This window comes from Gordonia sp. VNK1 (genome assembly GCF_040049135.1).
Taxonomy (GTDB): Bacteria; Actinomycetota; Actinomycetes; order Mycobacteriales; family Mycobacteriaceae; genus Gordonia; species Gordonia oleivorans.
Genome location: NZ_JBDZDJ010000021.1, coordinates 58,465 through 78,455 on the forward strand (window position 1 = coordinate 58,465; position 19,991 = coordinate 78,455).

The following is a 19,991-nucleotide window of genomic DNA, read 5'->3' on the forward strand; positions in this document are numbered from 1 at the left end:
GCTGTCAACGGAGTGGTGAGCGCTGTCAACGTTGGGGCGGGTGCTGTCAATGCGGGTACAGACGGGACCGCCCCGCAGCGATCGTGCCGATCGGTGCGGGGCGGTCCGGTGGGGCGATGCGTTACGAGACGCCCACCTGGGTGTTCTGGTTCGACCAGGCGGTGCTGCCGTTGATGGCGCCGATGATCTGCGGCCGCAGTTCGGCGGCCTTGATCACCGCGTCCACCGAGCCGACCTCGACGGCGCGCTGGATGCTGTGCACCGAGTCGAACTCCGCGGCGAGTTCGCTGATCTTCTCCGCCCGTACCGACTGCCGGATGTCGGTGAGTTCCGCCCCGAGGTTGGTCCGGTCGGTGCCGGATGCCTCGGCCACGCGGGCCTCGAGATCACGGACCCGCGGATCGGACGCGGTGCGCTTGGCCACCTCGCCGGCGAAGACCACCGCGGCGGCGGGAGCTCCGCCGAGCACCGAGGCGAACGACCCCTCGATCGCCAGGACCGTCATGTTCGGGTTGAGGGCCTTGGAGAACACCACGAACGCGCCGCCGTGATAGCGCGAGATCACGCAGAACACGATGGGGCCCTTGAAGTTCACGATCGCGCGACCGATCTCGGCCCCGTACTCCAACTGCAGTTTGCGCAGCGACTCGGGCGAGCCGTCGAATCCGGACAGGTTCGCCAGGACCACCAGCGGACGGTTGCCGCTGGCCACGTTGATCGCGCGGGCCGCCTTCTTCGACGACTGCGGGAACAAGGTGCCCGCGGTGTAGGTGTCGGGTCCGTCGGTGGGTGTGTATCCGCGACGCTGCACCTCGCGGGACTCGATACCCAAGAGGCACACCGGGATTCCGCCGAGGTGCACGTCGCACACGACGGCGGTCTCGGCGTCGGCCATGCCGGCCCAGCGTTCGAGGACCGCATGGTCCTGATCGGCGAGGGCCCGCATCACGGTACGAATGTCGAACGGCTTCTTGCGATCCGGGTTGGTCAGCGGGGAGAAGATCTGACCGACCGTGGTGAAGTCGCTGCCGGCCAGGACATGCGGATAATCCGACACGTCGCGATCGATCGGGTCGCCGGTGATGGCCCGACGCGGTGTGGCTTCCCCCGGAACCACGTAGGTGTGGTCGTAATGCGACATCAACAGGTCGCGTGCCGCGGTCAGGTTGGGTACCCAGTACTGGGCCTGCCCGTTGGGACCCATCACACGGTCGTAACCGCCGATGCCGAAGTTGTCCTCGGCCGAGACGCCACCGGAGAAGTCCAGTGACTGCTTGCCGGTGAGCACCATCGCCGAATCCGGCGTCATCACCAGGATGCCCTTGGTGTGCATCAGCATGGTCGCCTCGGCGTTCCAGTACGGCTGGGCGCCGACGTTGATGCCGGCGACGACGATGTTGATCTCGCCGCCGTCCTGGGTGAACTCGACGACGCGCTTGAGCGCCCGGGCCACCCAGTCCATGTTCTCGGTGCCGGACTCCATCGAGATCCGGGCACCCGACGAGAGGGCGAACCACTCCAGCGGGACCTGCATCCGCTCGGCCAGATCGAGCGCCGCGATGACTCGCGCGCACTCCGGTTCCGACAGTGCGCCAAGGGATTTGGTTGGGTCACCGAGAAGGATGACGCGGGTGATCCCCTCGGGGTACTTCTCGCTCGTGGTGGTGATGACACCGGCGACCATCGCGGCGGTGTTGCGGCCCGCGGGCCGGTCGACCGGCACCAGGGTCTGCTCGGCGTCGAGATCGTACTCGGCGAAGTCGCCGAGCATCGCGGCCAGTTCGTACGGGTACACCGTGTTGCGCTTGGCGGCCCGCAGCACCTTCTGACGGTAGGCGTCGACCGGTGCGATCGGCTCGTCGGTGGGTTCGCCCACCACGACGTCGAATCCGCCGGTGGCGTTGACCGACAGACGCACCGCGACCTTGGACAGTTCGCCGGTCTGCTCGTCGCGACGACGCCCGATCAGCAGGACCTCCTCGAGTCCCACGCCGACGGTGGTCGCCCGGATGTAGTCGGCGATCACCCGGAAGGTGTCGTCGCCGGCCTCGATGGGCGGCCAGATGTACATGATGATGCGGTTGGTGTCCGCGCTCCTGCCTGCGCCGCGCAGGGCCCGTCGCAACGAGTCCACACACGAGGCGAGGGTGGCCTCGGCCGACGGCAGCGTGAGCAGGTGGCCCTCGTCGTCGCGCAACTCGGTGAGGTCGCGCACCTGCGCGAAGGCGACGAGCCGCTCGTCGGACGGATTGTCCTTGGCGACAGCGCGATACAGGTAGATCTCCTCGTCGTCGGCCGATGCGACACGGGTGAGATCGAACTTGCGCCACCGCTCCATCTGCATGCGCTGGGCGATGTAGGGATGCAGGCCGCGGATCAGGCGCTCCTCGGACATGCCGGTGGCCGAGGGGCGGAAGGTGAAGTGATGGTGCATGCGGGCACCGTCGATGCCGGCGACCGTGGTCGTGACGCGGTGGACCTGGGGTGGCAACCCGCTGCCGGCGATGACCTCCTCGAGGGCGCTCGCCATGGCGTCGAAGTCGTCGGGTCGTTGTTCCCACCGCAGGTAGATGTCGGCGTCGACGGAGACGCTGTCGCGGGCGATGTCCGCCAAACCGGCCAGCGCGCCGACCAATTCGTCGAATCCGACGGCGGTCGAGATCAGGCTCGAGCCGGCGCGTTCGGCGACCACGAAGCCGGCCGCGCCGGTCTGCTGGACCCGAATGTTGGTCAGGCCCTTGTTGCCGTAGTACCGGCGGGTGAGCACCTCGAGCAGGACGGAGTTGTCGTCCTTGCCGCGGGTCATCTGCTGACCCAGCAGGCGAACCAGGGGTTCGGTGCTGCCGACCATCTCGGCGATCCGCTCGGCGCGATCGGCGGCGTCGGGGTTGGTGTCGAGGTATCGCAGCTGATCGCGGACGGTGTTGTTCACCCGCGCGCGGCTGCGCAGCAGCAGCGGCTGGCCGTACCAGGCGTAGACGACTCCGCGGGCGAGGTCGGCGATCGCCGGGAAGCGCACCTTGGATGCGGCGACCAGCCGGTCGAGAGCCGCGCCGACGGTGTCGCTGAGCTCGTCGCGGGGCGCGGGTTCGCTCAGCCACTGCCGCAGCAGCGCGGTGATGACGGTGACCGAATCCGAGGGACGCTGCAGGGCGAGGAAGATGCGGAACACCGCGGCCTCGAGTTCCGGCGTGCGTTCCAGATCGTCGATGCCGTAGTGCACCAGTGCGCGACGCAGCGCGGCGTGGAAGGCCTCGGGCAGCCCGTCGCGTTCGGCGTCGAGGCTCTGCAGGTAGGTGTGGAAGCTCTCCCGCGCGCTGTGCACGCGTTCGTCGCCGATCCCCTCACCCGACGGGCGGTTCTGGCTCAGGCGGGCCAGATCGGAGAACACGGTGATCAGCTCGAGTTCGTCGGCGATGGGTCGTCGTGCGTCCTCGATCGCCTCGCGCCGGGCCGAGCGGTAATCGTCGAGCAGGCGGGTGCGGTCGTGCGGGTCGACGTCGTAGCCCAGCAGCAGGCTGCGCAGGTCCTCGAGCCCACGAGCGGTGCGTACCTCCGCCGACAGGTCGGCGGGGCCTTCGGGCAACTCGATGTCGACGGCGGCCTCGGCCGCCTCGACCGAATCCTCTTCCTCGTCGTCGGTGAGCGGTTCCAGGCGCAGCAGCGGCACACCGGTCTCCACCTGCGTACCGACCGACACCAGGCATTCCTTGAGCCGCGACCGCATCGGTGCCCGCAGCACGGTCTCCATCTTCATGCTCTCCAGCACCAGGACGGGGGCTCCGGCCTCCACCTCGGCGCCGACCTCCAGCGGGGTGGCGACGACGAGTGCGGGTGCGGGCGATCGGACCACGCCACCCTCGTCGCGGCTGACGCGGTGGGTCACGCCGTCGACGTCGACGAGGTGGATCGGTCCGTGGGTGTCGGTGACGAGGCGGTAGCGGACCCCGTTGAGGACGATCTGCGCGGCGTGCGCGTCGAAGCGTTCGAGATCGACGTCGGCGGTGCGCGACTCTGTGCCGGCCTCGATGCCGACCCGGAAGCGATGGGCACCGATGCGCGCCACGCGGACGCGGTAACCGACGCCGCGCAGCTTCAGGTCCAACGGGCGGCCGCTGTCGTGCTGGACCTGCGGCCGACCGCCGGATGCGGTGGACAGCAGCCGCTGACGTTCGAGGGATTCCTCTTCCTCGTAGGCGTCGATGGCCGCGGCGGCGAGGGCGACCGCGGAATGACGCGACGCTATGAGGCGGCCCTCGGTGCGGACCCGGTCGATCCAGCCGGTGTCGGCGCTGCCGTCGATCACCTCGGGCTGGTTGAGCAGTTCGAGAACGAAACTCTTGTTGGTCGCGCCGCCCTCGATGATGACGCGGGTCTGGGCCATCGCGCGGCGCAGGCGACCCAGTGCCTCGTCGCGGTCGCGGCCGTAGGCGATGATCTTGGCGATCATCGAGTCGAAGTCGGCGGGGATGGTGTCGCCCTCGCTGACGCCGGTGTCGACGCGGATGCCGGGACCGGCGGGCAGGTCCAGACGCGCGATCCGGCCGGGGGCGGGGGCGAAGTCACGGTCGGGATCCTCGGCGTTGAGCCGGGCCTCGATGGCGTGTCCGCGTTCGGCCGGCGGTTCACCCTCGAGTCGTTCACCGGAGGCGACCCGCAACTGTGCGCGCACCAGGTCGAAGCCGGTGGTGACCTCGGTGATCGGGTGCTCCACCTGCAGGCGGGTGTTGACCTCCAGGAAGGCGAATAGCTGCTCGCCCGGATGATAGAGGAATTCGACGGTGGCCGCGCCGCGGTAGCCGACGGCCACGGCCAGCCGTTCGGCGGAGGTCTTGAGCTCGAGGACCTGCTCGGGTGCGAGAACCGGCGAGGCGGATTCCTCGATGATCTTCTGGTTGCGTCGCTGCACCGAGCAGTCGCGGACGCCGAGTGCCCATGCGGTGCCCTGCCCGTCGGCGATCACCTGGACCTCGACGTGGCGGGCGCCGGTCACCAGACGCTCGAGGAAGACCACGCCGCTGCCGAAGGCGCGGGCGGCCTCGTCGCGGGTGCGCTCGTAGGCGTCGCGGAGTTCGGCGTCGTCGGAGACCTTGCGGATGCCTCGACCGCCACCGCCGGCGGTCGCCTTGAGCATCAGCGGGTATCCGATGTCCTTGGCCGCCGCGACGGCTTCGTCGATGGTGTCGACGCCACCACGGCTCCACGGGGCGACGGGGACGCCGACCTCTTCGGCGATGAGCTTGGCGCCGATCTTGTCGCCCAGTTTGCGCATCGCCTCGGCCGACGGCCCGACGAAGGTCACGCCGATGCGGTCGCAGAGCTCGGCGAAGACCGGGTCCTCGGCGACGAAGCCCCAGCCGACCCACGCCGCGTCGGCGCCGGTCTCGAGGAGAGCTCGTTCGAGGAGGTCCATGTTCAGGTAGGGGCGTGCGGCCGCCGGGCCCAGGTCGTAGGTGATGTCGGCTTCGCGCACGAAGGTCGCGTTGCTGTCGACATCGGTGTGCAGGGCGACCACCTCGATGGGCTGTCCGGTTTCGGCGGACAGGCCGCGGACGGCGTGGATGAGTCGCATGGCGGCTTCGCCTCGGTTCACGATGGCAATGCGAGCGAACATCACCGACTCCCTTCTCTTCGTCGTCAGGCCGATGGACCGTGGTGGTCGCACAGCACTCGGGGCGGACGGTAGCACCGTCGCTGCGTCGAGTGTCTCGGTTCGGCGGAGTGGGACGCCGGTGGCGAACCCGCGGTCGATTGTTGCGGATCGTTACCGTACGCGCGAGTACGGTGCGGACACGCCGACCTGCGATGTCGTGTTCGAGGGCGGCGATGACCGGCGAATCCGGGCGGCACCAGGACATGTGAACCCGGCGGCGTCGGCGATGTGGTCTTCGCCACTGTCGTGGGTGAGGGTGTCGGCGCCCCCGGATATTCCGAGCAATGGCCGTTGTCACCATCGATGGTTGGCGCATGGGATCGGCGAGTTGACGCCGGATTCAACTCCCACGATCGTGAATGATGTTCTGGCCCAGCTCAACCGGTCGCGATCGACGCCGGGGTGGTGCTGTGGTGTTGCCTCGCAGCGCAACTCGGCGATCTGTCGGAGAAGGATCGGTACTTCGGTTGTCGGACAGCACGACTCGCGACAGTGGAGGCGGCCTCCGGGGGTCATCGTGTGCCGGATGTGGCGGTACCGCTGAGAGGGCCGCCGTCGTCGGGGAGCAAAGATCCCCCGACGCCGTTTCACCACGCCTAAGGTGGCCTTCATGAGCCACCAGCCCCACGACCAGGTCGACATCAAGCCCCGTAGCCGCGACGTCACCGACGGACTGGAGAAGACCGCCGCACGCGGCATGCTCCGCGCGGTCGGCATGGGCGACGACGACTGGGTCAAACCGCAGGTCGGGGTCGGGTCGTCGTGGAACGAGATCACCCCGTGCAACCTGTCCCTGGACCGGCTGGCCACCGCGGTCAAGGAGGGCGTGTTCGCCGCCGGCGGGTATCCGCTGCAGTTCGGCACCATCTCGGTGTCCGACGGCATCTCCATGGGTCATGAGGGCATGCACTTCTCGCTGGTGTCGCGCGAGGTGATCACCGACAGCGTCGAGACCGTGATGAGCGCCGAACGCCTCGACGGATCGGTGCTGCTCGCCGGGTGCGACAAGTCGCTGCCGGGGATGTTGATGGCCGCGGCCCGACTCGACCTGGCGAGTGTCTTCCTCTACGCGGGATCGACCCTGCCGGGGTTCGCCACCCTGTCGGACGGCTCGGAACACCAGGTCACCATCATCGATGCCTTCGAGGCGGTCGGCGCGTGCGTCCGCGGGCTGATGAGCCGCGACGACGTGGACACCATCGAACGCTCCATCTGCCCGGGGGAGGGTGCATGCGGCGGCATGTACACGGCCAACACGATGGCGAGCGCGGCCGAGGCCATGGGGATGTCGCTGCCGGGCAGCGCCGCTCCCCCGGCGCCGGATCGTCGACGTGACGGGTATGCCCGCGCCAGCGGCGAGGCCGTCGTCGAGTTGTTGCGTCGCGGGATCACCGCCCGCGACATCATGACCCGGGAGGCCTTCGAGAACGCGATCGCGGTGGTGATGGCCTTCGGCGGGTCCACCAATGCGGTGCTGCACCTGCTGGCGATCGCGTACGAGGCTGACGTCGAGTTGTCGCTGGAGGACTTCGCCCGGATCGGCGCCCGGGTACCGCACCTCGCCGACGTCAAGCCCTTCGGACGGCACGTGATGACCGACGTGGACCGCATCGGTGGAGTGCCGGTGGTGATGAAGGCGTTGCTCGATGCCGGCCTGCTGCACGGGGACTGCCTGACCGTGACCGGAAAGACGGTGGCGCAGAACCTGGCCGCGGTCGCGCCGCCGGACCCCGACGGAAAGGTGCTGCGCGCCTTGTCCTCCCCGATTCATCCCACGGGCGGGATCACCATCCTGAAGGGATCGCTGGCCCCCGAGGGTGCGGTCGTCAAGTCGGCCGGCTTCGATTCGGACGTTTTCGAGGGCACCGCAAGGGTTTTCGACCGGGAGCGATCGGCGATGGATGCGCTCGAGGACGGCACCATCGCCGCCGGCGACGTCGTGGTGATCCGCTACGAGGGCCCCAAGGGCGGCCCGGGAATGCGCGAGATGCTCGCGATCACCGGCGCCATCAAGGGGGCGGGTCTGGGCAAGGACGTCCTCCTGATGACCGACGGACGATTCTCCGGCGGGACAACCGGCCTCTGCGTCGGCCACGTCGCCCCCGAGGCGGTCGACGGCGGTCCCATCGCCTTCGTGCGGGACGGCGACCGGATTCGGCTCGACGTCGGCGCGGGTACCCTCGACCTTCTGGTCGATCCCGACGAACTCGCCTCCCGTGCAGTCGATTTCACTCCACTGCCGCCGAGGTATACCCGCGGCGTGCTGGCCAAGTACACCAAGCTGGTGGCCTCGGCGTCGCAGGGTGCGGTCTGTCGTTGAGGGGTCGCCGGGTGCGTTGACGAGGGCGGGGCGCGGCGAATCGAGTAGTCGACTACTCATGTGCCGCTTGCGGTCACGCTCCTAGGCTCGTCGCACGACGACGAGCACGTCGCCGGCAGACACCACCGAAGTCGAGGATCGGTCATGGCCAAGAAGATCATCTACTGCTGCGACGGTACCTGGAATGGTCCGGCGACCGACACCAACGTCTATCGGTTCTACAAGACCTTGATCAAATCCGCTGCGCAGCAACCGTTCTACGACGAGGGCGTCGGGCGCGCCGGTGGCTTTCTGTCGCGGTTGCGGGGCGGGGCATTCGGGGCCGGACTGGTGGAGAACGTCCGCGAGGGCTACGAGAAGATCGCGAACTGCTTCGTGCCGGGCGACTCGATCTACCTGTTCGGTTTCAGCCGCGGTGCGTACACCGCGCGCAGTCTCGGCGGGATGATCGCCTATTGCGGTCTGCCCGAGGGTCTCGCCACCCCCGATCAGGTGGCGAACGCCTTCCGCGCTTATCGGGCCCGCGACGGCAAATCAGCATGGGCCGATCGGCCGGCGGACCTCGTCGACGCTCGCGTCGAGATGGTCGGCGTGTGGGATACGGTCGGCACCTTGGGGATTCCGGGTGCGTTCTTCGGCTCGCAGGACGGGAAGTACCGATTCCTCGACACCGCGCTACATCCCGCCGTGCACGCTGGATACCACGCGTTGGCGATCGACGAGCGGCGCAAACAGTTCGCACCGACCCTGTGGTCTCGGGGACGCGAGGACCAGATCATTGAGCAGGTGTGGTTCGCCGGCGTGCACTGCGACGTCGGTGGCGGTGGGCAGATGGCCGGCGGACTGGATGCGATCACCCTCGGGTGGATGCTCGACAAGGCGACCCAGCACGGCGTCGAGATCGACCCGGCGTCGACGTGGCAGCGCACACCGCTGCCCCGGGAGTCCGCGTGCGTGCCGATGAGGCGCTCGTGGAAGGCGTACTGGGGACGACGGATCACCCGCGCCATCGCCCCGCGCGCGGCCGTAGCGAACTCGGTGGAGGTACGGATCATCGGCGACGACGGCTACCGTCCCAAGCAGCTGCCCGATCTGTCCGGACGCACGAGCGCGTTGCTCGACACCCGGGCTCCTCGGCGGATGGTGCCGGTGGTCGCGGAGGCGGTGACGGGCGTCGACACGGTGCGCAGCGCCCCGGTCGGCGAGACCGGTGACGCCGACGCGGCGTGATAGATCTCGTGATGGCGCGCGCCGGGCTCCCCTGACGCGGAATGCCTGGGTGCTCACCGGGCGCCGGAGGTGTACTGCGTCGGGGTCAGCCGGCGCGCGCCGGCCGCACATCCTCGCGCTCGACGGCCCACGCCACCAGCAGTCCGGCGAGCAGACCCCAGAACGCCGCACCGATGTTCAGCAGGTCGACGCCGGAGATGGTCACCAGCAGGGTGACCAGCGCACCCAGGGTGCACTGGGATGAGAACGCGGTGCGAAACGCATTCTGAAGTGCGCCGAGGAGCGCCAGTCCGCCGACCGCCGCCACGAACGCCGCAGGCGTGGCGAGCATCAGCTCGACGAACAGCGGTGCGGCGAGGCCGACGACGATGGCCAGGATCCCGAAGGTCAGCGCCGCGGTGTACTGGCGTTCGCGCTGACCACCCGCGACCAGCAACGCGTTGGTCGGCCCGGCGAGGCAACTCGACACGGCACCGACGGCGGCCGCCAACCCGGAGAACACCCCGCAGGCGATGGTGACGACGTTGACCGGGGTGCGGTGCCCGGCGGATTCGAGCACGGCCGTGCCCTGCCCGTTCTGGACGACGATCACGGTGATGGCCAGCGGAATGACCAACTCCAGGCAGGCCTGGATGCTGAACTGCGGAGCCTGCAGTGCGGGCGTGGCCAACCACGTGGTGGGTGCGGCGGTGAGATGGAATCGGCCGCTCACCGCGACGGCGAGGGCTCCGGCCACCAGTGCGCCGATGATCGGCGGGATGAATCGTCCCAGCCGCCGGTAGGCCAACAGCACCACGAACACCACGACGATGGGCACGGCGATCCCGGGATCGTCGTCCATCGACCGGAAGATGTTGATGCCGAATTGCATGAAGACACCGGCGACCATGGCCATCACGATCGGTTGCGGCAACGCCGACATCACCCGCCGAACCTGCCCGGTGAGGCCGATCGCGGTGATCAGCACGCTGGTCACCACGAAGGCGCCCAGAACCTCGGGCCACGACAGATGCTGCAGCGAGGAGCCGACCAGGACGGTCCCGGGAATGGTCCACGCGAACGCGAGGGGTGTGCGGTAGACCCAACTGGCCAGGATCGTCAACGCACCGTTGAGTGCGAACACGCCGAAGATCCACGACGACAGCACGGCCCGATCCAGGTGACCCGCGGCCCCGGCGGCCAGGATGACGGCGACCGGTCCGGACGCGGAGAAGATCAGGCCGATCAGGCCGTTGGTGGCGTAACTCGTGCCGAAGTCGGCGATGATCCGGCGCGGCGTCGGGAGCGGGCGAGGCGGACGTTCGTACACACCTCCGTCGTCGTGCGGGGCGTGCTGATCGGGGTGGGCGTTGCGGGATGTGACCATGGGCGTGAACCCGAGGCTAGCGACGCGGCCGCCGCGTGAGAATGACCGAGATTCGTGGTATTGATCGGCGTCATCGATCAGTGGTTGCGCCCAGTGCGAGCCGAAACGTGATGTGCCGGATTCCGGGCTTGATAGCATCACGCTCGATGATGAGAATTGTGTTGCGGCGCATGGCCGTTGCGCTGTGTGCGGTCGTGGTGGGGATGACCGTGGTCGTGGGCCCGGTGCACGCCGCACCGGCCGCCGACATTTATCGGGTCAACCTCGATTCGCGGCCGGGCACGCCGGGGGTCATCTTGCTGGCGCCCGACGACCTGCTCAACAACCCGGCGGTCCCCCGTGTCGGTGGCAACTCGGCGCACGCCCCGGTCGAACTGCAGGTGCGCACTCGTGCCGGGAAACTACTGGCCCGGCATGTCATCCCCGACGGCCAATCGGCCGGGAACTTCCAGATCCAGTCCTATGGCGGACAGCGCGTCTACACGTGGTGGCAGGGAACCAGCAAACCCGGCCACGGATCGGGGAGCTACTACATCGCCGACCGCGACTTCCGCGTCCTGCGAACCATCCGGACACCGGCGGGTTCCTCCGGTGATCTGCACGAGTTCCGCATCCTTGCCGACGGCCGCGCCGCGGTGACCAGCTATGCGCCGGTCGCCACCTCGGTCAACGGAGTTCCCTTGCGGGTCATCGATTCTCGCTTCTACATCATCGACATCGACAGTGGGCGTGCCGAATTCAGCTGGAGTTCGTTGGCGCACGTGCCGGTGGCGGCCAACACGACGCCCTGGCCGGTACCCGGCGAGGGACTGGATTACTTCCACATCAACAGCATCGTCGCGGACGGCTCGGGCAACTATCTCATCTCCTCGCGCAACACGTCGGCGCTCTACCTGATCGACGGGACGACCGGACAGGTCCGATGGCGGCTCGGCGGCAACAACTCCACCCTTCGGGTGGAAGCGAACGCCACCTTCGCCAATCAGCACGACGCCGAGTTCCTGCCGGACGGGTCCATTCGTCTCTTCGACAATCACGCGGCCGTGCCCGCGGTCGGTGGAGGGTCATCGGTGTTGACCGTGCGACCGGACTTCGCGCACGGCGTCGTGCGCCTGGTGTCGCGGTGGGAGCATCCGCAGCGTCTGACCGCGTGGGCGATGGGTAACGCCCAGACGCTCGCCGACGGTTCGGTGTTCGGGGGCTGGGGCACGACCGGCCACATCTCCCAGTTCGATGCCCGAGGACACCTCGTCTACGACGCCAACCTCTCAGGAACCCTGACCACTTACCGCGCGTTCTTCTACCCGACGGGGTTGTAGGTCGACGGGTGCGGCTCGTCTCACGGCCGCGGACACACCGCGTCGAACGGTGCCGACGAGGACAGTCGGCTCACGATCCCGGCATAGGTGAACTGCTTGGCGGTGGCGACCGCATCGACGACGTCGGCACCCTTGGCGAGTTCGGCGGTGGTGGCGGCGGCGAAGACGCATCCGGCTCCCGACACCCGCTCCTGGCCGACCTTGGGTGCGCGCAGCACCGAGATCTCGCCGGCGTTCCACACGACGTCGACGGCGTCGTCGCCGGCCAGGCCGACTCCACCCTTGACGATCACGGTCTGCGGGCCCTGATCGGCGATCCGACGGGCCGCCTCGGCGAGGTCGTCGATCGTGGTCAGCTCGTCCATGCCGGCCAGGGTCGCGGCCTCGAACAGGTTGGGGGTCACCACCGTCGCCAGCGGCAGGATCTGCTCGCGCAGCGCATTGTCGGTGTCGAGCGCAGCGCCCGGTTCCTGCCCCTTGCAGATGAGGACGGGGTCGACCACGACGTGACGCCACGTCCGACTGCGCAGTGCCCCGGCGACGGTCTCGATCGTTGTGGGCGTGCCCAGCATGCCGATCTTCACCACATCGGGTGCGTGGGTGACGGTGGCGGCCTCGATCTGGTCGGCGATGACCGATGCGTCGACGGGTACGAATCGGTGGGCCCACCCGTTGTTCGGATCGAAGGACACGATGCAGGTGATCGTGCCGACGCCGTAGGTGCCCAGTTGAGCGAAGGTCCGCAGGTCCGCCTGGAGTCCGGCGCCGCCGGTCGCCTCGGATCCGGCGATCACATACGCGATGGTCGTCATCGGTTCACTCCTCTGCGCTGATCGTGAGGAACGTGATGGTTCCCCACGATCAGCGTAGAGGTATGCGTGGGGCCGTCGACGGGGTGCGCCGGGCCCGCGCTCAGGCCGCGATGAATCCGTCGATCTGGTTGATCGCTCCGGTCGATCCCTCGACGACGCCCATGTCCAAGACCTTCTGGAGGCCCTCGGCGGTGTCGAACGTGCTGGTGTAGGTGGCGACGGTGGTCCCGTCCCGTTCGGTGAACGTGTAGGTGTTGCGCGACAGCGGGAGGGAATCGATGGGTGTGAAGTCCTCGTTGGCGAATCCGTCTCGGAAGGTGAGGGCATGGGGTTCGTCGACGGTGTCGACGAGCCAGTATCCGGCGAACTTTCCACCGTCCGGACCGGTCATGTAGTAACGCGGCCACCTGCGGTGAGGTCGTGATCGACGACTGTCGCCGGGTATTCGGGTGGGCCCCAGATCTTTTCGAGCTGACGCGGATCGGCGTAGATCTGCCAGATGCGACTCGGCGGGGCGGCGAACTCCGCGGCGATGGTGAGGGTTCGGGTGTCGAGGTCGTGGGTGACGTCGGTGACGGGCATGGTGTCAGTCCTCTTCTGATGTGGGGGGTGTCGGTTGTGGTGATTGCCGGTGATCGCTGGTGGCGTGCGGTGATTCGTCCGCGATCAGGTCGTCGATGCGGGCGATTCGTCCGCGCCAGATGTGTTCGAGATCGGTCAGCATGTCGGCGACGGCGCGCACGGCGTCGACGTCTCCGGACGCGAGTTGTTCACGGCCGCTGCGGCGTTTGGTGATCAGTCCGGCGCGTTGCAGGACCGCCACGTGTTTCTGGACGGCCGCGAAGCTCATGTCGTAGGCGGCCGCGAGTGTCGACACCGAATGCTCCCCGGCCAGAACGCGCCGCAGGATGTCGCGGCGGGTGCGGTCGGACAGCGCGTGGAACAGGGCATCGGCCCTGTCCTCGTCGGTGTCGGTCACCTCCCCAATATACAACCGATCTGTTGTACGTTGTCAAGGGTGTGACGCTCTTCGCTCCGCGTGATGTCCTAGGCTGACCACGAGCGATCACCGATCACCTGGAGGATTCACATGACACAGCTCGGAGTTGTCGGCGGCGGCACCATGGGCGCGGGAATAGCCGAGGTTGCCATCCGGGCGGGTGACGACGTACTGGTCCTCGAACGCGATCAAGAGGCCGCCGACGGTGCCCGCGGTCGTATCGAGAAGTCACTCGGTCGCGCGGTCAGCAAATCGAAGATCACCGAAGACGATGCCGCACAGGCGTTGTCGCGGCTGCACCTGACGACCTCGGTTGCCGACTTCGCCGACCGTGAACTGGTCATCGAGGCGTTGCCCGAGATCGAATCGCTGAAGGTCGGGTTCTTCGCCGAACTCGACAAGGTCACCTCGCCGGAGGCGATCCTGGCGACCAACACCTCCTCGATCCCGATCATCCGGATCGCCAAGGACGTCGCCGACCCCTCCCGCGTGGTCGGCGTCCACTTCTTCAACCCGGTGCCGGTGATGCCGCTCGTCGAGATCATCTCCAGCCTCGCGAGCTCACCTCAGGCGATCGAGACCGTCACCGCCTACGCCCGCGACCACCTCGGCAAGACCACCATCGCGGCCGGTGACCGCGGCGGATTCGTCGTCAATGCGCTGCTCATCCCCTATCTGGTCAGCGCCATCCGGATGTATGAGAGCGGCTACGCCTCCAAGGAGGACATCGACGCCGGGATGGTCAACGGGTGCGCGCATCCGATGGGCCCGCTGACCCTGAGCGACACCGTCGGCCTCGACGTGGTGCTCGATGTGGCCGAGTCGCTGTTCGACGAGTTCCGCGAGTCGCACCTGGCCCCGCCGCCGCTGTTGCGCCGCATGGTCGAGGCCGGATACCTCGGCAAGAAGACCGGCAAGGGCTTCTACGACTACAGCTGAGGTCCGCGGCCCGGCGGGTGGCGTGCCCACTCGACGGGAATGGGCGCCCACTCGACGGGGATGGGCGCCCACTCGACGGGCCGTCAGTGGTTCAGGCCGATGTCCTTGCTGCCGTAGCTCTCTCGCAGGCGGGGCTTGACCACCTTGCCGCCGGCGTTGCGGGGAAGTTCGTCGACGATGATCAGATCCTTGGGCTGTTTGAAACGGGCCAAGTTCTCGTCGAGGTAGCCGGCGATGGCGTCGAGGGTCACATCCTCGATGCCCTCGGCCAACACCACCACCGCGACCGGTACCTCTCCCCACTTCTCATGCGCCCGTCCGATCACCGCGGCTTCGGAGATGTGGGGATGGCCGTAGAGGACGTTCTCGACCTCGGCGCAGTAGACGTTCTCACCGCCGGAGATGATCATGTCCTTGGCGCGGTCGACGACGTAGAGGAAGCCGTCCTCGTCCTCGCGCACCAGGTCTCCGGAGTGGAACCACCCACCGCGGAAGGCGTCCGCGGTGGCCTGCGGATTCTCCCAATACCCCTTCATCAGGTTCGGGCCCCGGTAGACGATCTCGCCGACCTCGCCTTGTTTGACATCGTTCATCATTGGATCGACGATGCGTGCGGTCACCGCGGGAACGACCTTGCCGATCGATCCGATCTTGCGCAGCGCGTCCTTGCCTTCGAGGATGCAGGTGACCGGTGACATCTCGGTCTGCCCGAACGCCGTCATGTTCAGAGCCTGCGGGAAGTTGTCGCTCATGGCGTTGAGCACGGTGTCCGAGGCCGGCGCCGCACCCCAACTGATGGTGCGCAACTTCAGGTTTCGCGGCCGGGTCTGTTGTGCGGCGCAGACCGCCTGCCACTGGGCCGGAACCATGAACACCGACGTGACACCCTCGCGTTCGAGGGTGTCGAGCATGTCGTCGGGGTCGAAGGCGCCCAGCGGGTGGATCACCGAGGTCACGCCCCGGTAGAAGACCGGTGCGAAGGCCGCCAGACCGGCGATGTGGAAGATGGGCGGTACCACCGAGGCGACGTCGTCGTCGGTGTGGTCCTGGGCGGCACTGATCGTGGTCACCGCCTGCGCCTGCAGATTCTGGTGGGTCAGCATGGCGCCCTTGGGTTTTCCGGTTGTCCCGGAGGTGTACATGATGAGCGCGACGGTGTCCTCGGGGACGTCGACCTCGGGCAGGTCGGCCGACCCGTCGGCGAGCAGCGTCTCGTAGTCGAGATGCTCGGGATCGTCGCTGCCTCCGACGACGATGGTGGTGTCGATTCCGCCGATCGATGCGTTGACCGCGGCGGCGAGCGGGGCGAGCAGCGTCTCGGTGACCACCACCTTGGCGCCGCTGTTGGTGACCAGGAAGCCGACCTCGGCCGGACTCATCCGGATGTTGACCGGGACCGGGATGGCGCCGATCAGGTTGGCGCCGAGCACCGCCTCGACATACTCGGTGCGATTGAGCAGCGCCATCAGGATGCGGTCACCGAACTGCACGCCGTTGCGGCTGAGCGCGGCGCCGAAGGCCCGACTGCGTTCGTCGAGTTCGCGCCACGTCGTGGTCTGACCCTGGAATCGGAGAGCCGGGCGGTCGGGTGTCATGAAGGCGTGCCGGTGCACCTGGTTGTTCCAGTGGTTACGGCGGGACCGAAGTGGTTCGGTCGTCAGATCGCTCGACGTTTGGGTGCTGGTGGTCAATGAACTCCCCTGACTCTGTGACACGCGGACACCGTGATGTGTGCCCTGGCTCACACATTAGAGGGGTGCGGTGACGGTGGGGGTCGATCGCGAAGGTTGTCGGCGCGCGGCCCCGATCGGCGACCGCGAACCGGTGAGATAAGGTGACCCTAACTGACAGCAAGCTCGCACCTGGCACACAGTTTCTTGATCATGTGATCGAGTAGGTGACCGGCAGACCGAATCGGAAGGTCCATGACAGTTCTGCAGCGCAACCGGAGTGCTCTGGCGCAGTCCGTGCTCGGTGAGGGCAACTATCGCCGAGTGATCCGGATACTGGCCGAGCGGCGGCAACGCCCCCGGGTCGGAAAGGTGCGATTCGGAGACCTCCGCCGCACCCAGCCCATCTGTCGCGAGTACGGCTTCGAGCGGGGGCGCCCTGTTGACCGCTACTACATCGAGAACTTCCTGGAACGCAGCGCCGACCTCATCACGGGCGCGGTCCTCGAGGTCGGGGAACGCACCTACACCGAGCGGTTCGGCCGCGGGGTGACCCGCTCGGACATGCTGAACGTGGTCGATGAACCCGGCGCCACCTACGTCGACGACCTGACCGACGCGCCGAGTGTGCCGAGTAATACCTACGACTGCATCATCCTGACGCAGACGTTGCAGATGATCTTCGATCTGCCCTCCGCGATCCGGACGATCTACCGGATCCTCAAACCCGGCGGAGTCCTGCTGTGCACCGCGCCGGGGATCAGCCAGATCGCCGATCCGGTGTGGAACTCCACCTGGTACTGGTCGTTCACCGAACTCTCGGCGAACCGGCTGTTCGGCCTGGCCTTCCCGCCGGGCAACGTCGACGTCCGAACACACGGAAACGTGTTGTCGGCCACCACCTTTCTCTACGGCATGGCCGACCGTGAACTTCGCCGCAGCGAACTCGACGTGGTGGACCCGGAGTATCCGGTCATCATCACCATCGCGGCCCGCAAAGGTGATGTGGGACAACGGCAACCGGCCGTGCTCTCCCCCGCCGTCGAAGCCGCCACCGAGGTGGCGGCCTCGGGTGACGACGACCCGGCACTGCAGGCGGCGACCGAGTTCCTCAGCGCCGACGTCGGCTCGGTCGACGCGGATCCGGGCGACACTGCTCCGGTCATCGAGAACTGGGGCGAGGTCGACGTCGCCGACATCGCCGACCACGTCGGGGGTTCCGGACGGGTGCTGCTGCCGCGGGTGCTCGAACACAACTGGGGGTGGCGGCGCATCATCGCCAACGCGGTGGCCTCCCCCGGCGACCGACTCGCGATCGTGCTGTCGGTTCCCCTCGGGGACAGCGAGATGCGCGTCGACAACGACAAGGCCATCCCCGCACTGCAATTGCCGCGTGAGGAGCTTCTTGCGCACTTCGCCGGCATGGCCGTCCGCGAGGACATTGTCGAATCGGGCGATGGCACCGAGACAGTGATCTATGTCGAGAAGTAGAGCCGCGGCCGAGGCGGTAAGGCGCCGAGTTCGGCGGTTGCGGCCGCGCGGCGGGATTCTGATGTATCACTGCATCTGTACCGAGACGTGTGACCCGTGGGCGATCTGTATCGCACCCGAGCACTTCGACGATCAGATGGCCGTCCTCGCCGAGGCGCGTGCGGCGGTGCCGCTCGCGGACTTCGCCGACGAGGACGGCTACACGCGGGACGGTTCCCGGCTCGCGGTGACCTTCGACGACGGCTACGTCGACAATCTCCTTGTCGCACTGCCGATTCTAGAGAAGTACGACATACCCGCGACGATCTTCGTGGTGGGCAACGCCGTCGGCCGCAGGCGCGAGTTCTGGTGGGATGCGTTGCAGCGGGCGATCCTCGGTCCGGCCATTCTCCCCGAGATCCTCGAGGTTCCGTTCGGAACCGGCCCGCAGACGTTCACCTCGACGGACGGTTGGGGCGGGGTTGCCGACAACGCCGGCTGGCGTGCCGATGCCGAAGACCCGAGAAACCGGCGGCAACAGCTCTTTCGTACCCTGTGGGATGCCATCGTCGTGCTGAGTCCGGACGAACAGGACGCGGCTGTCGACCACCTCCTGGAGTGGGCCGGTGAGCCCGAGATCGGTGTCGGCTCACGACTTCCGGTGACCGGTGAGCAGTTCGCCGAGCTCGCCCGGCATCCGTTGATCACCCTCGGTGGTCACACTCTCGACCACGTCTCGCTCACCGACCTGACGTTGCCGGACCGGCACGCCCAGATCGACGCGGGTAACCGGTCGGTGTCAGAACTGGCCGACGCGCCGGTCACCCAGTTCGCCTTCCCCTTCGGCCGCTTCGATGCGCCGACGCGAAACCTGTTGCGTGGCACCGATGTCAGCGTCGGTTGTACAAGTGTGTCGACCCCGGCGACATCGTCGGACGATCGTCATGCGCTGCCCCGCCTGCATGCCACGGACATGGACGGCGAGGCATTCGGTCGGTGGCTTCGGCGCGATCACGGTGTGCTGGGGCGCTCGGCGGCAACGGTTCTCTGACTCGCGGCATCGGGGTCCGTTCTGCGGCAACGGATCTAGCGGATGACGAAATCGTCCCACCGGTCGTCGAGATAGTCGACGAACCGCGGACCGACCGACTCGTTGACGAGATGACGCTCGGGCACCGGGGTGTCCATCGCCCGGAACTCGTCGTCGGCGGCGACGTTGCGGGCAAAGTCGTGATGCAGGATGGCTCCGGTTCCGATCAACACGAAATCGGCTCCGCGCTCCAGGCATTCACGTGCACCCGGTGCGTCCAGGATCTTGCCGGCCACGCCGAGTCGCGTCGACCCACGTGGGAGGTCGACGAAGTGCTCGATCAGGAGGCGGTCCTGGTGATGCTCCTCGTAGGGACGTTTGAACGCATCCCACAGTGAGAGATCAAGGTAGTCCAGATGACGGTCGGACAGGACCTCACCGGCCAGCGCGCAGGCCTCGTCGAGCACGATTCCGTACCTCTCCGGCGAGAGTCGAAGTCCCAGTTGCAGATCCGGCGAGGTCTCCGCCCGGATCGCGGCGATGATGTCGTGCACGATCCGGAACCGATTCTCCGCCGAGCCTCCGTACCGGTCGGTGCGGTGGTTGTGCCGGACGTCGAGGAACTGGGCCACCAGATAGCCGTGGGCGCCGTGGATCTCGACGCCGTCGAAGCCTGCCCGTTCGGCCCGTACCGCGGCGTCGGCGAAGTCGGCGATCACGCGTTCGATCTGGTCGGTGGTCAGCGCGGTGACCCCGCGTTGCGGGTCGTCCCACGGTGCGAGCGCCGGCCGACCGGACAATTCCGCGTCGGCGCGGCGACCGCCGTGCTGCAACTGCACCGCCGACACCGACCCCGCCGACCGGATACCGGTGGCCAGCCGTCGCAGACCGTCGAGATGGGCGTCGTCGCAGATGCCGAGTTGGCCGGGGAATGTCTGTCCCTCGGGACTGACGTGCGCGGCGCAGGTCATCACCAGACCGAAGCCACCCTCGGCGCGGCGCACCAGCCAGCGGTACTCGTCGTCGGACAGTGTTCCGTCGGCATTGCTCTGCAGGTTGGTCAGCGGTGCGAGGGCGACCCGGTTGCGCCACGCGCGACCGTGGGCGAGTTCGAGGGGTGAGCCGAGATACTGCATGGACCTGTCCTTGGGTGCCAGGGAGATGGACTCATCAGTTGTATCG

At 67.6% G+C, this 19,991-nt stretch carries 12 protein-coding genes and 1 pseudogene; 6 read left to right on the plus strand and 7 right to left on the minus strand.

Annotation, left to right across the window (positions count from 1 at the left end):
- Positions 1 to 121 precede the first annotated feature (121 nt).
- Positions 122 to 5,614 carry an ATP-binding protein gene (locus ABLE94_RS20920; protein ID WP_348809737.1) on the minus strand — a complete coding sequence of 1,831 codons (5,493 nt, stop codon included), beginning with the start codon at positions 5,612 to 5,614 and terminating at the stop codon, positions 122 to 124.
- Between the two features lie 649 nt (positions 5,615 to 6,263).
- On the opposite strand from ABLE94_RS20920, the gene ilvD reads away from it, so the two are divergent.
- Both ilvD and ABLE94_RS20930 read left to right on the plus strand, forming a co-directional pair.
- Positions 6,264 to 7,973 (plus strand): dihydroxy-acid dehydratase, encoded by a 1,710-nt coding sequence (ilvD, locus tag ABLE94_RS20925; RefSeq protein WP_348809738.1) that lies wholly within the window; start codon positions 6,264 to 6,266, stop codon positions 7,971 to 7,973.
- A gap of 144 nt (positions 7,974 to 8,117) precedes the next feature.
- Positions 8,118 to 9,203, plus strand: a complete 1,086-nt coding sequence (locus ABLE94_RS20930) for a T6SS phospholipase effector Tle1-like catalytic domain-containing protein (protein ID WP_348809739.1) — start codon at positions 8,118 to 8,120, stop codon at positions 9,201 to 9,203.
- Positions 9,204 to 9,288: 85 nt separating this feature from the next.
- On the opposite strand, the gene ABLE94_RS20935 is transcribed toward ABLE94_RS20930, so the two are convergent.
- Positions 9,289 to 10,569 carry a benzoate/H(+) symporter BenE family transporter gene (locus tag ABLE94_RS20935; RefSeq protein WP_348809740.1) on the minus strand — a complete coding sequence of 427 codons (1,281 nt, stop codon included), beginning with the start codon at positions 10,567 to 10,569 and terminating at the stop codon, positions 9,289 to 9,291.
- A gap of 146 nt (positions 10,570 to 10,715) precedes the next feature.
- Between ABLE94_RS20935 and ABLE94_RS20940 the strand changes: the two genes are divergently transcribed.
- Complete coding sequence (locus ABLE94_RS20940) at positions 10,716 to 11,888, plus strand: arylsulfotransferase family protein (RefSeq protein WP_348806862.1); 1,173 nt, start codon at positions 10,716 to 10,718, stop codon at positions 11,886 to 11,888.
- A 20-nt stretch (positions 11,889 to 11,908) separates the two neighbouring features.
- Here the strand turns inward: ABLE94_RS20940 and ABLE94_RS20945 are convergent, their stop codons facing one another.
- The 3 genes and pseudogenes from ABLE94_RS20945 to ABLE94_RS20955 all read right to left on the minus strand — a co-directional run bounded on the left by ABLE94_RS20945 (position 11,909) and on the right by ABLE94_RS20955 (position 13,679).
- Positions 11,909 to 12,700, minus strand: coding sequence for a hydroxymethylpyrimidine/phosphomethylpyrimidine kinase (locus ABLE94_RS20945; RefSeq protein ID WP_348809741.1), 792 nt, complete (start codon positions 12,698 to 12,700; stop codon positions 11,909 to 11,911).
- A gap of 100 nt (positions 12,701 to 12,800) precedes the next feature.
- A pseudogene (locus ABLE94_RS20950) lies at positions 12,801 to 13,282 on the minus strand (SRPBCC family protein).
- 4 nt (positions 13,283 to 13,286) lie between these two features.
- A complete protein-coding gene (locus ABLE94_RS20955) occupies positions 13,287 to 13,679 on the minus strand; it encodes an ArsR/SmtB family transcription factor (protein ID WP_348809742.1) in 393 nt (130 codons plus the stop codon).
- Positions 13,680 to 13,790: 111 nt separating this feature from the next.
- On the opposite strand from ABLE94_RS20955, the gene ABLE94_RS20960 reads away from it, so the two are divergent.
- On the plus strand, positions 13,791 to 14,639 hold the full coding sequence (locus ABLE94_RS20960; RefSeq protein ID WP_348809743.1) for a 3-hydroxybutyryl-CoA dehydrogenase: 849 nt from the start codon (positions 13,791 to 13,793) through the stop codon (positions 14,637 to 14,639).
- An 83-nt stretch (positions 14,640 to 14,722) separates the two neighbouring features.
- Here the strand turns inward: ABLE94_RS20960 and fadD5 are convergent, their stop codons facing one another.
- Positions 14,723 to 16,330, minus strand: coding sequence for a fatty-acid--CoA ligase FadD5 (fadD5, locus tag ABLE94_RS20965; RefSeq protein WP_348809744.1), 1,608 nt, complete (start codon positions 16,328 to 16,330; stop codon positions 14,723 to 14,725).
- Positions 16,331 to 16,564: 234 nt separating this feature from the next.
- Between fadD5 and ABLE94_RS20970 the strand changes: the two genes are divergently transcribed.
- On the plus strand, positions 16,565 to 17,800 hold the full coding sequence (locus ABLE94_RS20970; protein WP_348809745.1) for a methyltransferase domain-containing protein: 1,236 nt from the start codon (positions 16,565 to 16,567) through the stop codon (positions 17,798 to 17,800).
- Positions 17,801 to 17,861: 61 nt separating this feature from the next.
- Entirely contained in the window at positions 17,862 to 18,830 is a 969-nt protein-coding gene (locus ABLE94_RS20975; protein ID WP_348809746.1) for a polysaccharide deacetylase family protein, read from the plus strand.
- A 35-nt stretch (positions 18,831 to 18,865) separates the two neighbouring features.
- Here ABLE94_RS20975 and ABLE94_RS20980 read toward each other — a convergent pair whose 3' ends face one another.
- Positions 18,866 to 19,945 carry an NADH:flavin oxidoreductase gene (locus tag ABLE94_RS20980; protein ID WP_348809747.1) on the minus strand — a complete coding sequence of 360 codons (1,080 nt, stop codon included), beginning with the start codon at positions 19,943 to 19,945 and terminating at the stop codon, positions 18,866 to 18,868.
- Positions 19,946 to 19,991: the final 46 nt, after the last annotated feature.